Origin of the sequence: Streptomyces sp. NBC_00287 (assembly GCF_036173105.1) — a bacterium.
Lineage (GTDB): Bacteria > Actinomycetota > Actinomycetes > Streptomycetales > Streptomycetaceae > Streptomyces.
Window position 1 is genome coordinate 79,172 of record NZ_CP108053.1, and the last position, 13,867, is coordinate 93,038.

Consider the following 13,867-nt stretch of genomic DNA (forward strand, 5'->3'; position numbering starts at 1 on the left):
CTCCCGATCGATCGTGGGCCGTGTGGTGTCCCGGTGCTCAGCGTAGTGAGGAGGTCGGTCCAAGTCCGGTTGCGGTGTGGGCGGGTCATGCGAGCTGTTTGCCGAGGTCGTTCAGGGATGCCGCCGTTGCGGTGAGGGGATAGAGAGCGGCGTTGGCGCGGCCTGCGGCCTGGAGCGCGGGCAGCAGGCCGGCGATGGAGCGGAGCCGCTTGAGGTCCTGGGCCAGGGCGGTGGGGTTGGGTGAAGTCCGTGGCCAGGGCAGTCGCGGCGAGGGATTCACTCAGGCCGGGGACGGGCTGGTAGAGGACCGGTAGTCCGCAGGCTTGGGCTTCGAGGGCGACCAGGCCCATGGCTTCGAGGGTGGTCGAGGGCATGACGAGCGCGTCGTGGTCGGCGAAGGCGTGCCACAGCTGCGGACGGCTGAGCCAGCCGAGGTAGCGGACATGGACTTTGAGGAGGCGCAGGAGCGGTGTCAGGCCGTGAAAATGGTGGTGGGGTGCCGCGATGCTCAGTTCGACGGCCTGGGCGACGGGCATGGCGCGCAGGAGGGCCTCGATGCCTTTCTCGGCGGTGAGGCGTCCGGCGTAGAGCAGCCGCAGATGTCCGGTGGGCCTGTGGGCTGGGCGTGGCGGTGGATTGGTGAGCAGGTGGTCGGGGATGCCCCAGGGGATCTTGGTGATCTTCCCACGGTCCGTGGTCGGGGCGAGTTGGAGCAGGCGGTCCGCCATGGCGCCGGCGGGGACGACGATGGCGTGGGCCGAGCGTGCGGTCTCCTGCAGGACGCGGAGTTGGTCGCGGTGCGCTTCGGCGAACAGGAGGTCGGTGCCGTGGACGAGTGCGATGCGGGGGTGGGTGGGCAGGGCGCGGATCAGGGCCGAGGTTGCGCCGAAGGCAAGATGCTGAAGGTGGAGAACGTCGATGCCGGCCGGGTCAATGCGTTGGGCCAGGTCTTTGCGCAGCGCGTCGACGTACGCCTGGAAGGCAGGCCCGGAGAGGCATTTGCCGGGGACGGTCATGAGCTCCAGCCCCGCAGGGAGGCGGGGCGGAGGTGTCTGCGGGGCGAGCATGAAGGCGCGGGCCGGGATCAGCGGGCTCTCGCCGGTGTAGAGATCGAGGAAGAGCTCGACGCTGCCTCCGGCGCTGCCGAAGGGCAGGTCGAGAGCGGTCGCCACGTAAGGGCTCATGTGGTGCCTCCGGTGAACTCTTCGTAGAGGCGCGAGATGTCGATGCCGGTTGTTGCCGTGTATTTCAGGCCGTGCAGTTGGTAGCTGGCCGGGGCGCCGAGGCAGCGGATGAAGATGAGCTTGCCGAAGGTCATCTGGGGATAGACACGGACTGGTTTGGCGGCGCGGATCTCCAGGGTCCAGTGGATGGCGTGGCCCTGGTGGCCGAGCGGGGCGGAGACATGAACCCAGACGCCGAGCGCGCCCATGGTGCGGTCGCCGTTGAGGAATTGGGCATACGCCTCCGACCCGGTCCTCTCATGGGTGACACCGAGGTAGAGGATGCCTGGCTCCAGGACCAGCCCGGAGGGAGGAATGGTCGTCTCGGCGTACGGGGTGGGCGCGGCGGCGTCGAGGCCCGCGGCGCAGATGCGCAGGGTGTCGCCGAGGCGCCAGTCGTAGGCGTTCGGCGAGAGGCGAGCCGGGTCGTACGGCTCGATGGTGATCTCGCCCGCGGCTCGGGCTGCGGCGATGGCGGGTCCGGTCAGGATCACGAGGCCACCGCCCGATGTTTTGTTGCGTCGCGCCAGTACGCGGAGGGTTGGGGACCGGCCGCCGCCTGGTACTTGCCGGCGTATGGGGTGATGGGGCCGGCGGAGGCGAAGAACATGATCTGCCCGATCCGCATGCCCGCGTACACGCGCAGGGGGCGGATCGGTGTGAGCATGAGGGTCCACTGTCCGTGGAAGCCGATGTCGCCGATGGGGGCGGTGATTTCGACGAACAGGCCGAGGCGTCCGACGGAGGAGCGGCCGAACAGCAGCGGGACGAAGGTGTCGGAGCCGACCTCTTCGAGGGTGTGACCCAGGTAGAGCTCGCCGGGTTGGAGGACGTATCCGTCCGGGCCGATCACGAGGGCCGTGGTGGGATTGGGTTGGTGAGCATCCAGGATGTCGGCGGTGTAGGTGAGCAGTACGGGGCCGAGGCGGACGTTGTAGCTGTTGGGGTTGACCTGGTCGCGTGCGAAGGGTGTGATCCGCAGGCGGCCGTCCTGGGCGGCGGCGGTGATCTCGGGACCTGTGAGGATCATCGCGCGCCTTCATGGGCGGGCGCGGTGAGGACGTGCTTGAGGGCCTGGCTGAGGAGCAGCCCTGCGGCGTGGGCGCGGCCGGCGAGGTAGGTGTCGGCGAGGTAGTCGGTGGTCAGCACAGTGGTGGTGGTGTCCGGCAGAGGGTCTGGCGCGGTGACGAGGGGGCCGGCCTGCTCGGCGAGGCGTTTCAGCAGGCTCTGAGGGTCCTGGCAGAAGCCTTCCGGGAGGTGGGCGTGGACGAGCTGATTGCCAAAGGGCTCAATGGCGAGTAGGTCGCCCAGGGTGAGGGCGTCGGCGAGTGGGACGGGACGCAGGGCGGTTTCGTTGAGGATGACCGCGTCGGCACCGAGCCCGGTGCGCAGGCAGGCGCCGAGGTCGACGAGCAGACCGTGGCGGTCCGGTACCGCGTGCCGGTACGCCTTGGCGATGGGTCCGAGCACGCCCGTCAGCTGACCGCTGATTGTGTCGATCCGTGTCTGTACGTCCGACAGGTCAGCGGGAAGGGCGGCTGGGGCGCGGTCCGGGAAGCGGGCGGTGCCTGCACCCCAGCCCGGTCCGACGGGCGTGGCGATCGCGTACCCGTCGGCGAGTTCGCGTCCTTTGACGATGAGCGTGTCACCGACCCGCATGGGCCCGTAGTGCTCGCTGTGGCAGTGTCCGGCGAAGATCACGTCGAGGAAGGGGCAGGCGGCCGCCAGTTTGAGGTCCTGGTCGAAACCGGAGTGGCTGAGCAGGATCCAGCCGTCCACTTCGTGGTGGTGGGCGAGCATCACTTCGCGCAGCGCCTGGACGGGATCCGTGACGTCCTGTTCGGGCCGCTGGCCGGCGGGGATGGAGTGGAAAGCCTGCTGCCCGATCACCGCGGTGACGCCGACGTGTTGGCCGCCGACGTCGGCGATCCGCAGACGCCGGAACAGCGGGTCGCCTGTATGGGCGTGGACGGCGTTGGCGCAGACGGTGAGCCGGTGGAGTGCGGGTTCGAAGTGGTGGGGCCAGCCGTGGTTGCCGGGGGCCAGGACGTCGTACAGCTTGAGCAGGATCGCGCGCTCGATGCTGCCGTGGGCGAGGCGGTAATAGCCGCTGCCCTCGAAGAAGTCGCCGCAGTCCACGACGAGCGAGGTCGGGCGAAGCACATGGAGGTGGTTGAGGAAGGGGGCGGCGTTGGCGAGGGTGGAGTGGACGTCGGTGGTGGCCACGATCTGGCGCAGGGTGCGAGTGGCAGTCATGGGGTGACCTCGCAGATGTCGGCGCCCAGGGCACGCAGCTTGCCGGGCAGGTCGGCGTGGCCGCGGCGGAGCTGGTCGAGTCCGCCGACGGTGGTGACGCCTCGGGCGGTGAGGCCGGCGACCATGAGGGCGGAGCCGGTGCGGATGTCGGTGGCCTCCACGCCCGCCCCGGTCAGCTCCTGGGGCCCGGTCAGGCGGCACTCGGTGGGCGAGATCTCCTCGACGTCGGCGCCGAGGCGGGCCAGTTGGGGCAACAGGTTGCCGTGGCGGCCGGGGTTGATCGCGTCGGCGAACAGGTGGGTGCCGGGCAGGCCGAGGGCGAGTGCCATCAGGGGTGGTTCGAAGTCGGCGTCCAGTCCCCCAGGGCTGAGGGAGGCGATGGCCCGCAGAGGACGGGCCGTCGGCCGCGTGTCCTGGGCACTGACGGACAGGGCGTTGGCCTCGGCGCCGGCGGGGATGCCTAGTTGCTGAAGGGCGGCCACGAGCGGGCCTACGTCCTTGCCGTGTACGCCGTCGATACGAGCCGTACCCCTGGTCGCTGCGATCGCGCATGCCAGCGTGCCTGCCTCAACCTTGTCTCCGGGCACCTGCCAGACGACAGCGTCGCCTTCCTGGCCCGCGGATGGGGGCGAGAGGGTGAGGAGGCGCTCGCCGGCCCGCGTCTGCCAGCCCACGGAGCACAGGGCGTCGAGCACGGACAGGACTTCCGGTGAGAGGTTGGGCTCGCCCAGCCGTAACGGGCGGCGGGTTGTCAGGGCGCGCAGTACGGCGGCCACAGTGGCCCCGCGGGAGCGGAACGGCAGAACCAGGGACACCGTGCCGGTGCGTGGGGTGCCGGCCTTGACGCGGTAGCCGGAGTCGTCCACGACGCTCCGGTCGCCGAACGCCTCGTACACCGTGAAGTGCAGTTCCATTCCGCGCGCGCCGATTCGGCAGCCTCCGGGCCAGGGCAGTCGTGCCTCGCCATGCTGGGCGAGCAGGGCGGGCACCAAGTAGTACGAGGCGCGGATGTGGGCGGCCTGGGCCAGCACGGGGAAGATGCAGCGGCTCTCGGCCGGCAGGATCACGGCGGTGGTCGGTTCACCGACGGGCTGCGCAATGTGCCACCCGGCCTGCTGCAACAGGGCCAGCATGATCTGGACATCCGTAGTCGCCGGGATATTACTCAGCCGGACCGGGCGCCCAACAGCTGCTGCGCAGGCCAGCAGCGGCAGGGCGGCGTTCTTGGAGCCGTCGACGGTGACCGTTCCCGCGAGCGGTGGCCCAGGTCGTACGGCGATCACCTCGGCGGCTCGTCGAGGTGAGGTTGAGGTGGTGACTGGCACGGTCAACTCCTTTGCGGAGGAAGGGAGATCTTCTGGCGCGAGCTGGTGGTCAGGGCGATCTCGGCCCAGCACTGTTTGCCCATGGATGTTGGATGGGCGCCGTGCCGGTCGGCGAGTGCGGTCACGAGGAACAGGCCGCGGCCCCTCTCGCTGTGCCCGTCCGGGAGGCCGGGCCGGGGCAGCACCGGGCTGGAGTCCGAGACCTCGATGCGCAGGACGGCCCCGGCGACACGGACGGTCACGGAGACCTGTCCGGTGTGGGTGTGCTGGACCGCGTTGGTGACCAGCTCGCTGACTACCAGCTCAGCGGTGTGCAGCACTTCGTCGTCCAGCTCCGCCTTCCAGCCCGCTATCGCGTCCACGGTCTGGTGCCGAGCAGCGGTGACCGCTGCTGGTGTGGCGGGTACGGAGAGGGTGAGCTGGTGCGCTGCCATGAGCGGCCTCCCGGAGTGAGTGCGGCCACTTCACGCAACCAGCTCGTCGCGATGGGTGGTTAGCCCGGGTGCGGGCGCTGCATCGGTAATGCAGGTGCTGCATTACGGCGAAGTACGGCTGATCTACTCTCGGTTGAGCAGGCAGGATCGGCGGCGGCGGAAAGGGGCCGGTGGCAGATGGCCGAAGCACGCAGCGAAGCCAGACGGATCGGCGAAGTGATCCGTCAGGCACGGGTGTTACAGCGGCGCTCGCAGAAGGACGTCGCCGCCGCGCTCGGCTATCACCAGTCCAAGGTGAGTCGCCTGGAGGGCGGCCGGGGCACCGAGGACATCCGTGTGCTGCGCGCCGTCGCGTGGGAACTCAAGATTCCGCCTGAGCGGTTAGGTCTCGCTGCTGCTCCCGATGCCCACGCCACCGATCCCGAAGCTGAAGATATGCACCGCCGCACCTTCCTCGCCGCGAGCGTGGCCGCTCTCGCGACCCCGGCCACGCCTGCCGCCGCTCACGACGACCTCGTCCAGGCGCTCCTGCCCGGCCCGAGCCCTGCGAGTACCGGCGCTCCGCTGGAGACGGCGGATCTCCGCGAACGGCTGGGCGCTGCCCGCCGGCTCTTCTCCACCTGCCACTACACACAACTGGAACGCGCGCTGCCCGGCCTGATTGCCGACCTCAGGCTGGCTTCCAGCAGCGCGACGGACAGTGACGTGCTGTCCGCACTGCTGGCCACGGCCTACCAGACGTCGACCAGCCTTCTCCTCAAGCAGCACGACCAGGGCAACGCATGGCTCGCCGCCGGCCGGGCGATGGCCGAGGCCGAACGCTGTGGCGACCCGGTCGTCCTCGCCTCCAGCGTCCGCGTACAGGCCCACGTCCTGGCCCGCGAGAAGCACGCCGCCCAGGCCGTCACCCTCGTGAGGCATACGGCCGGCCAGCTGACCGGCTCCTACGACCTGCGTTCCCCGAAGTACCTCGGAGCCGTAGGGCTGTTGCTGCTGCGCGGCGTGACAGCTGCCAGCGCGGGAGGCGACCGCGGAGCCACCGAGGAGTTCCTCGCCGAGGCCAAAGAGGTGGCCCGGTTCGTCTGCCTCGACCGGCCTGATGCCTGGGCGAACTTCAGCCCGACCAACGTGGCCCTCCACGAGCTGAGCTCCCTGGTGGCCTTCGGCGACTCCGGCCTGGCCCTGAAGGCAGCCCGCCCCCTCATGCGCCGCCACATCCCCGTCCCCGAGCGCCGCGCCGCCCTGTGGGTGGAAGCGGCCCGCGCCTACAGCCAGCAGGGCCGCCTCGCCGACGGCTACCAGGCCCTGCGCATCGCCGAGACCTGCGCTGCCCAGGACATCCGCCGCCCTGACGTCCGCGACCTGGTCGCCGATATGGCCGCCCGCGACCGCCGCCGTACCCTGCCACAACTGCATCGCTTCAGCCGCCAACTGGGAGCCCCCGCGTGAGTGAGCCGAACACCCCGAAGCCCTTCCTGTACGTCGTCGTCTGCGCGTGCGGCATCGCTGGCGACGTCGGCAAACTGATCACCGCAGCGCAGGAACGCCACTGGGACGTCGGGATCGTCGCCACCGCGCAGGGCCTGGGCTTCCTCGACGCAGAAGCGATCCAGGCACAGACCGGCTACCCGATCCGCTCCGCCTGGCGCACCCCCGGCGAAGCCCGCCCCCTGCCGCCCGCCGACGCCATCGCCGTCGCACCTGCCACCTTCAACACGATCAACAAATGGGCCGCCGGGATCAGCGACACCCTCGCCCTGGGCATCCTGTGCGAGGCATACGGCATGAACATCCCCACCGCCGTCCTGCCCTACCTCAACTCCGCCCAGGCCGCCCACCCCGCCTACCACCGCAGCCTCAACCACCTACGCGAAATGGGCGTACTCATCGGTTCCTACGAACCCCACCGGCCCAAAACCGGCGGCGGCGCCGACCGCTTCCACTGGCACGAAGCCCTGGATCTATTGGACCCACACCTCGCACCTCGCCCATAACGCTCCCACGCTCGAGGGAACATCCCCGCGAGCGCGGGAAGCGGCCACCCCGGCCACGGGCGCGCAGGCGAAGCCGACGCCGCCAATTCTCACAATCTCCGGAACACCCCAGTCACCACCCGCGATCACCACCATCGTCGCGGCCACAGGGAGCGGGCACGCGACAGAGTCGCCTGCTCGGTCCCCAGGTTCACCGTCAGGGATCCGGAGGAACGCTGGCTGCACCCGGAGGAGGTGGGTGTCGGGGTGGGGTTCCTCGTAGCGGTCCAAGACCTTCTGGCGGGGCGGCCGGCCTCCAGGACCTGACCAGCTCGCCCCACCAGCCGGGACTGCCGTGGCGGGTTGGACCTCCTCTGCGCCGGGTGACCAGGTGTCGCCATTCCGTGAACCGTGGCTCTGGCACAACTTCTATGACTGGGCCCCTGAGTCACGGCTGGGCGCTTCAAGGACTGTCCAGCCGATCATGGGACTTCACGCTTAGGTCGTTGGTGTGGACATGGGCTGGAGTGATCTCACGAATGCGGAGTGGGAACGGCTGCGGCCGTTCCTGCCGGCCAGTAATCGGCGTTGTGGGCAGTGGCGCGACGGTCCCGTCTCTTCCGGCCGCAACTGCGGGCTCAGCTGACGGCGGTGCCGAACCACTTGGGAAGGTAGGTGAGCAGGTCCTGCTGGTGTTCGCCCGCCCAGGCCACGTGGCCGTCCGGGCGCAGGAGTACTGCGGGTACGTCCAGTTCCTCACTGGTGTCGACGATGTGGTCGATCCGGTCTTCCCATCCTGTCACCGACAGTCGGCCGGTCTGGTCGAGGAGCAGTCCGCGGCCGGCGTGCATCTGCTCGTAGAGGCGTCCGCGCTTCAGCGCGACGTCCCGCATCCGCCGACCGAGCAGCTCGTGGCCGTTGCCGAAGTCGTAGCGGACGCCGACCGCGGAGGTCATCTCGGTCACGTACCGGTTCACCTCGTCGAAGTCCAGCAGCTTCGAGAACAGCTCCCGCAGGGCCACTGCGCCGGGGGTGTTCTCCAGCAGCGCGGTCTGCGCGCGGGTGTTGGCCACGACGCCGGCCCCCACCGGGTGGCGTTCGCTGTGGTAGGTGTCGAGCAGGCCGGCCGGTGCCCAGCCGTTGATCTCGGCGGCGAGTTTCCAGCCGAGGTTGAAGGCGTCCTGGACGCCGAGGCTGAGACCCTGGCCGCCGGTCGGCGGATGGATGTGTGCTGCGTCGCCCGCCAGTAGTACCCGGCCGACCCGGTATCGCTCGGCCTGCCGGGTGGCATCGCCCACCCTGGACAGCCAGCGCGGTGAGTGCGCGCCGAAGTCGGTGCCCGCGTGGGCCCACAGCTGCTCCTTGACCTCCTCAAGGGTCGGCTCGGTCGCCCGGTCCTCGACCACGCCGGCGGCGGGCACGATGACCCGGTACACGCCGTCCCCCAGCGGGACGGTGCCGAACCGAACGTGGGCCTTGCGGGCCTCCGCGGTGATGGCGGCCACCGTCGCCGGATCCTCCGTCATCTCCATGTCGCCCAGCAGCGTCTCGGTCCTGGCGGGCTCGCCGGGGAAGCCGACGCCGAGCAGCTTGCGTACCGTGCTGCGGCCACCGTCGCAGCCGACGAGGTAGCGCGACCGCAGCCGCGTGCCGTCGGCCAACTCTACGCTCACCCCGTCCTCGTCCTGGCTCAGCCCGACCAGTTCGCAGCCGCGCCGGATCTCGGCACCGAGCTCGGTGGCGCGCTCGGTCAGCAGCTGTTCGGTGACGGTCTGCGCAGTCGCGAGGCCGAACGGGTGCGCAGTGTCCAACAGCTGGGACCGCAGCTTGATCAGACCGCCGAAATCACTGGTCCGGTACTGCTCGCTCATCGCGAGGAACCGGTCCAACAGGCCCCGCTGGTCCAGCATCTCCACGCTGCGCACCTGAATCCCGCGCCCGCGGGACTGCCCGGCCGGCTCGGTCAGCTTCTCGAGCACGACCGTCCGCACTCCTGCCAGCCGCAGCTCAGCAGCCAGCATCAGCCCGACCGGTCCGCCCCCGGCAACAATCACGTCGATCATCAGAACTTCCCACCCGTTTCCGCAGATCCTGGCTTCGAGTGGCGATTCTGCGCCACGACCCGGGCCTTGCGGCAAGTCCCCTGCGGGCCATAAGTTGATCATGGTAAGGAACGGGCAACCTCCTTGCCATCAGCTTTCCTTGACCACCGGGGCGAACCACCTCTGGCGAAGCGGCCGATGCGCCGCGCACCGCGGCGGGGCATAGCCGCCCGCCACGACCAAACACCGCCCACGTCGTTCGGACCCGGGTGCCGTTGCCAGACAGCAGCATCCCAAAACACCAGGGGGCGGCCCCGATCGTCGGCACGCTCACCCCTCCCCGGCCCCACAGCGCCCCAAGCGTGACGCAGTCCCATGAACGGCCGGACAAGTCCCGGACGTTGCAGGAAACTGCCTGGCTTTGTCGATGACAAGGAACAGCGCATGCCGGTGAGTTTCGGGTTCTGGCACAGATCTTGGGGAGCGGTCGCAGAGGGTGACCACGGTGTTCGATTGCGATGCACCGATCGGGTGTGAGACCGCGTACGCCGCTCCGTAGAACAGCAGGTAGTGACGCTTCGTCAGGTATCTGTAGGCATCCGCTGCTTGCAGCTGTGTCCGGTGACGGTGCTGGTCATGCAGGCCGACGCGCCGTTCTGGAACTCGCTGGTGTTCGACCGGTACTGCTGCTGACCCTTGCGGCCAAGGGAACCAAGACAGGGGACTCAGATTGAGGTCCCACGCGTTCGCGCACTTGAAGTAGCGGGACATACTCACCAAGCTCCGCTTGGTGTCACCGTTCGCCTGGCACGGGGAGCCGGCGCCGCTCCAGACGCTCGTGGAAGAGCCGGCCGACCAGAGCCCCTCCGTACACCACGAAACCCACGCCGACCAGCCAGGACTGCAGAACCAGGACGGTCCCGAACGGACCGTACGTCACCGTGTTCGACGCGATCAGCGGCGAGAAGACGTGCTGGGAGAAGACCCGCAGCCCGAGGAGCCCCAGCGCCGTCGCCGCGGCCCCCGGCACGAGCGCCCGCCAGCGGATGCGGCCGCAGAGCAGCAGCCGCTGCGACCACCAGAAGAAGACGAACGCGCCGACCACATCGACCCCGGCGACCAGCACCGACTTCAGAGCGGACGCCTCCTCGGGGGTGGGCGCGGCGAAGAACAGCAGCAGGGAGCCGGTCAGTACGGCCAGCCAGACGACATGGCGCCACATCGTGTGCCAGCGCGCCGTCGGCAGGTCCCACACCCGCTCGTACCCGGTCTGTACGGCCGCGCCGAAGGTCACACCGAACGCGGCCAGCGCGGCGAGTCCGAGCGCCGTGGTGCGCTGCAGGGCCTGCCCCGGCCGGCCGAACATCCGCTCGACCTCCTCCTGCGACACCTCCGACACACCAAGGCCCTGGACCAGCCACCTGGCGAAGCCCTGACCTCTCGCGAGGTCGGCCGCCGCGACGACGACCAACAACGGCAGCAGCGTGAGGAAGCTCAGCGCCGCGAAGCCCATGGCACGGTGCATCAGCTCCATCTCGCGCCCCCGGTTCCAGACCACCCCGATCCACGAGCTGAGCACCCACCGATGGAGCCGAGCGAACCAATGGCCGTGGTGCGCGGCGTGGTCGTCTTCCGGCGCACCGAATCTGAAGCGCATGTGCCGTCGACTACCCGCCCGCCGGGCGTAACCCGACGCGCTTGCCCCCGAACGGGTGTCCCCCCGCCGATCGTCGGCGGCCGGCCCAACAGCGGGTCGATGGCGATCACCTCGGTATCTCCTCCATCGACGGCCACACTCCCCTACGTGGATCGACGCAGTCGACGCCAGCCAGCTACCCGGCCCCACCGGCTTCGCACTGCACCTGCACCGAGACTTCGACGCCGTGACAGCCGGGCTCACCCTTCACTGGAACTCGGGCAGCATCGAGGGCGCCGTCAACCGCAGCAAGAAGATCAAGAGGCAGCTCTACGGCCGAGCAGGATTCGAACTGCTCCACAAGATGATCTTGCTTCAATAGCTGTCACGACGGTGTTGGTCTGCCACTGGCCAGCACGTTAGAAGTCAGAGTTCGGTCGTCCAGATCCCGACAGGGTGCTCACTCGGCGGCTGCCACAACTGAGGCTGGGACTCCCGATGCTTCTCCTCAGCCTGCTCTTCCCAATGAAAGCGGCCATCCGCATCGGGCCAGGCGACTTGCAGCACAGAGAAAGGGGGCCGCCGGTAGAACCCGATGGCCCGCCCGAAGAAGGTCCGGTACCAGCGGAGATCGACCTGCCTGAGCGCGACTTGCTGACCATCGACAACGTCAGGTTGACGCTGGCCGTCAGCCGGTACAGCGTCGGCGGAGGACTTCGCCCCGAGTCTGTTGAGCATGCGGTGCATGGCGTGAATATCGAGTCCGAACAGGGCGAGTTCAGGTGCCCCGTGAGTGTGTGCGAGGCCGATCGTGTATGCGAAACCAGGACCGATCTCGTCCTCGGGAACCATTACGACGTGCCATCCATGCTGCTGCACATTCTCGATAATCGTCAGATCCATGCGGTCCGCTTCGTCCCGGTCACCGTATTCATGGCAGAGGACGCAGCGGCACTGGAACGGATCACGAGTCATGTGCAGAGGCTACGAGGTAAGCGTTTGATTCGGGCAGCGGGGTTTCGAACGAAACCGTCATCCTCAGTGACCGCTCCCCAAGATCTGTGCCAGAACCGAGTTTGGGCGTCACTCACGGCCCGACGGTGGTTTACGGGTGTGGGTAGTTGAGGTACAGGAAATCCTGGTGAGACTGATCTTGGCCGGACGGCTACGACTCCGCGGTCAGAGCTCGCCGCGGCGTGCGAGCTGCTTCACCGCGTTCTCACGGATGATCTCGTTCTCGGCGTCGCGCAAGCCCTCGAGGGCTTCCCGGGCCTCCGGGCCGGGAATGCCGCCGAGCGCCCAGATCGCCTTCACCGCGAGCGCCCGGCACTCGTCGAAGTCCAGATGCTCGGGAACCCAGCGAGTCGCCTCGCCCAGCGTCGGCACCGTCTTGGGCGAGCGGAGCTTGCCCAGCATGGACACGATGTCCTCGTGCTCCCTGTGCCATTCGGCAGGGAACAGCTCGATCAACGGCTCCAGGAACTCCTCGACCGAGGCGTCGGCGGCGCCATGAACGATCAACGCCATCTCGACGTCGCCGGCGTCCCGGCGCTCCATGGCCTCCCGGAGCAGCCGGAGCGCCAGGACCCCACCGTCGGACTCGCCGAAGTGGGCGAGCACCTCATCGATCGTGGTCGTCGGGGGCGAGCCCGGTGCGACTACCAGGCCCATGACCAGATCCTGCTCCTCAGGGGTCATCGCCTGACCACCTCCCATGCGGTGATGTTCACGTTGAAGAGCTTGAGCGCGTCACGGCCGCTAGGCCGATGTTCACATGTGAGGTTGTTGAACGCCCCAGGTCTTGGGTGAACCCTAAAGCGTGTTGCACAAGGCTCTGAACTGGGCATCTCCTGGGTATGGCCGGGGTGTTGAGGGCTGAGCGGGTGTGGGTGGAGACGTTCACCGGGCTGCAAGTGACTCAGTTTGCACGCCTGTTGAAGGTGGTCCGGGAGCGGGGCGGCAACGGCACGATGCAGGGCCGCCCATGGTCCCTTCCGCTGGCCGAGCGGGTGCTGGTGGTGGCGGTGTACTACCGCACGAATCTGACGATGCGGCAGCTGGGCCCGCTGTTCGGGGTGTCCTCCTCGACGGTGTGCCGGGTCATCCAGCGGCTGGGTCCGCTGCTCGCGCTCGAGCCCGTCTCCGGCCCGGCGGATGCCGCAGACCGATTGTGGATCGTGGACGGCACGCTGATCCCGGTCCGGGACCGGAGCGTGGCCGCCTCCAGCCGCAACTACCGGTTCTCCGCGAACGTGCAGGTCATCGTGGACGCAGACACCCGGCCGGTGATCGCGGCCGCGCGTCCGGTGCCGGGCACCACTGCGGACGCTCACGCCTGGCGGCGCTCCGGCCTGGCCGCGCACTGCGAGGGGGTGACGGTGCTGGGCGACGGCGCCTATCTCAACTGCGGCATGGCCGTGCCGCACCGAAAACGCCCGGGACGGGCTCTGCTCCCGGGTGAGGAGGACGACAACGCCGCGCACCGCAAGGTCCGTGCCCGGGTGGAACACGTCATCGGCCGCATGAAGAACTACAAGATCCTCCGCGACTGCCGGCAACGCGGCAGCGGCCTCCATCACGCCGTCCAGGCCGTCGCCCACATGCACAACCTCGCCCTCGCGTCATGAACAGGCCACCCCACCCACGGGCTCTGACCTGCCCGAACACAGCCTTGTGCAACACGCTTTAAGACTTGTCCCGTAACTGCTGGTCACGGGTGAGATGATCTTGTCGTGTCTGGTGTGATCACGGCGTCGGAGCCTTCCTGGATAGCCCCGTTCACCGGGCTGAGTGCGCGTCAGTTCGCGAAGCTGGTCACCGCGTTGCGGCGCGAGGGCGCAGACCCGGTGCGCAAGGGCCGGCCGTGGAGCCTGCCGCTTGAGGACCGGGTGCTGCTGGTCGCCGCCTACTGGCGGACCAACCTCACGCTGCGCCAACTGGCTCCGCTGTTCGGGGTGTTGTCCGCGTACTCTCTGTTC

The 13,867-nt window shown here is 68.8% G+C and carries 12 protein-coding genes and 2 pseudogenes; 4 read left to right on the plus strand and 10 right to left on the minus strand.

Translation table 11 applies throughout. The features are described 5' to 3' along the window. Positions 1 to 85: 85 nt before the first annotated feature. The 6 genes and pseudogenes from OHT76_RS00455 to OHT76_RS00480 form a co-directional block, all read right to left on the minus strand. Positions 86 to 1,184: pseudogene (locus OHT76_RS00455) on the minus strand (glycosyltransferase family 4 protein). Continuing rightward, the gene (locus OHT76_RS00460) at positions 1,181 to 1,717 is read right to left on the minus strand and encodes a dCTP deaminase (RefSeq protein ID WP_328868699.1); all 537 of its coding nucleotides are present in this window, start codon (positions 1,715 to 1,717) and stop codon (positions 1,181 to 1,183) included. Before OHT76_RS00460 ends, OHT76_RS00455 begins: the two are co-directional and overlap by 4 nt. Then, positions 1,714 to 2,253 carry a dCTP deaminase gene (gene dcd / locus OHT76_RS00465; RefSeq protein WP_328868700.1) on the minus strand — a complete coding sequence of 180 codons (540 nt, stop codon included), beginning with the start codon at positions 2,251 to 2,253 and terminating at the stop codon, positions 1,714 to 1,716. Before dcd ends, OHT76_RS00460 begins: the two co-directional genes overlap by 4 nt. Next, positions 2,250 to 3,479, minus strand: a complete 1,230-nt coding sequence (locus OHT76_RS00470; RefSeq protein ID WP_328868701.1) for a bifunctional metallophosphatase/5'-nucleotidase — start codon at positions 3,477 to 3,479, stop codon at positions 2,250 to 2,252. The genes dcd and OHT76_RS00470 overlap by 4 nt, the downstream gene beginning before the upstream one ends. Beyond that, positions 3,476 to 4,762 (minus strand): UDP-N-acetylglucosamine 1-carboxyvinyltransferase, encoded by a 1,287-nt coding sequence (locus OHT76_RS00475; RefSeq protein WP_328876420.1) that lies wholly within the window; start codon positions 4,760 to 4,762, stop codon positions 3,476 to 3,478. Before OHT76_RS00475 ends, OHT76_RS00470 begins: the two co-directional genes overlap by 4 nt. Before the next feature lie 44 nt (positions 4,763 to 4,806). Beyond that, positions 4,807 to 5,238, minus strand: a complete 432-nt coding sequence (locus tag OHT76_RS00480; protein ID WP_328868702.1) for an ATP-binding protein — start codon at positions 5,236 to 5,238, stop codon at positions 4,807 to 4,809. A 177-nt stretch (positions 5,239 to 5,415) separates the two neighbouring features. On the opposite strand from OHT76_RS00480, the gene OHT76_RS00485 reads away from it, so the two are divergent. Both OHT76_RS00485 and OHT76_RS00490 read left to right on the plus strand, forming a co-directional pair. Further along, the gene (locus tag OHT76_RS00485; protein WP_328868703.1) at positions 5,416 to 6,687 is read left to right on the plus strand and encodes a helix-turn-helix domain-containing protein; all 1,272 of its coding nucleotides are present in this window, start codon (positions 5,416 to 5,418) and stop codon (positions 6,685 to 6,687) included. Next, positions 6,684 to 7,232, plus strand: coding sequence for a flavoprotein (locus tag OHT76_RS00490; RefSeq protein ID WP_328868704.1), 549 nt, complete (start codon positions 6,684 to 6,686; stop codon positions 7,230 to 7,232). Before OHT76_RS00485 ends, OHT76_RS00490 begins: the two co-directional genes overlap by 4 nt. 617 nt (positions 7,233 to 7,849) lie before the next feature. On the opposite strand, the gene rox is transcribed toward OHT76_RS00490, so the two are convergent. The 4 genes from rox to OHT76_RS00515 form a co-directional block, all read right to left on the minus strand. Continuing rightward, complete coding sequence (rox, locus tag OHT76_RS00495; protein ID WP_328868705.1) at positions 7,850 to 9,274, minus strand: rifampin monooxygenase; 1,425 nt, start codon at positions 9,272 to 9,274, stop codon at positions 7,850 to 7,852. Positions 9,275 to 10,046: 772 nt separating this feature from the next. Beyond that, complete coding sequence (locus tag OHT76_RS00500; protein ID WP_328868706.1) at positions 10,047 to 10,910, minus strand: YhjD/YihY/BrkB family envelope integrity protein; 864 nt, start codon at positions 10,908 to 10,910, stop codon at positions 10,047 to 10,049. Positions 10,911 to 11,315: 405 nt separating this feature from the next. After that, a complete protein-coding gene (locus OHT76_RS00510; RefSeq protein WP_328868707.1) occupies positions 11,316 to 11,864 on the minus strand; it encodes a DUF4262 domain-containing protein in 549 nt (182 codons plus the stop codon). Between the two features lie 204 nt (positions 11,865 to 12,068). Beyond that, positions 12,069 to 12,587: a HEAT repeat domain-containing protein gene (locus OHT76_RS00515; RefSeq protein WP_328868708.1), complete on the minus strand. Its 519-nt coding sequence runs from the start codon at positions 12,585 to 12,587 to the stop codon at positions 12,069 to 12,071. A 158-nt stretch (positions 12,588 to 12,745) separates the two neighbouring features. On the opposite strand from OHT76_RS00515, the gene OHT76_RS00520 reads away from it, so the two are divergent. Further along, positions 12,746 to 13,516, plus strand: coding sequence for a transposase family protein (locus OHT76_RS00520; RefSeq protein ID WP_328868709.1), 771 nt, complete (start codon positions 12,746 to 12,748; stop codon positions 13,514 to 13,516). 105 nt (positions 13,517 to 13,621) lie between these two features. Further along, positions 13,622 to 13,846, plus strand: a pseudogene (locus OHT76_RS00525) (helix-turn-helix domain-containing protein); the annotation flags it as partial. Between the last annotated feature and the right edge of the window lie 21 nt (positions 13,847 to 13,867).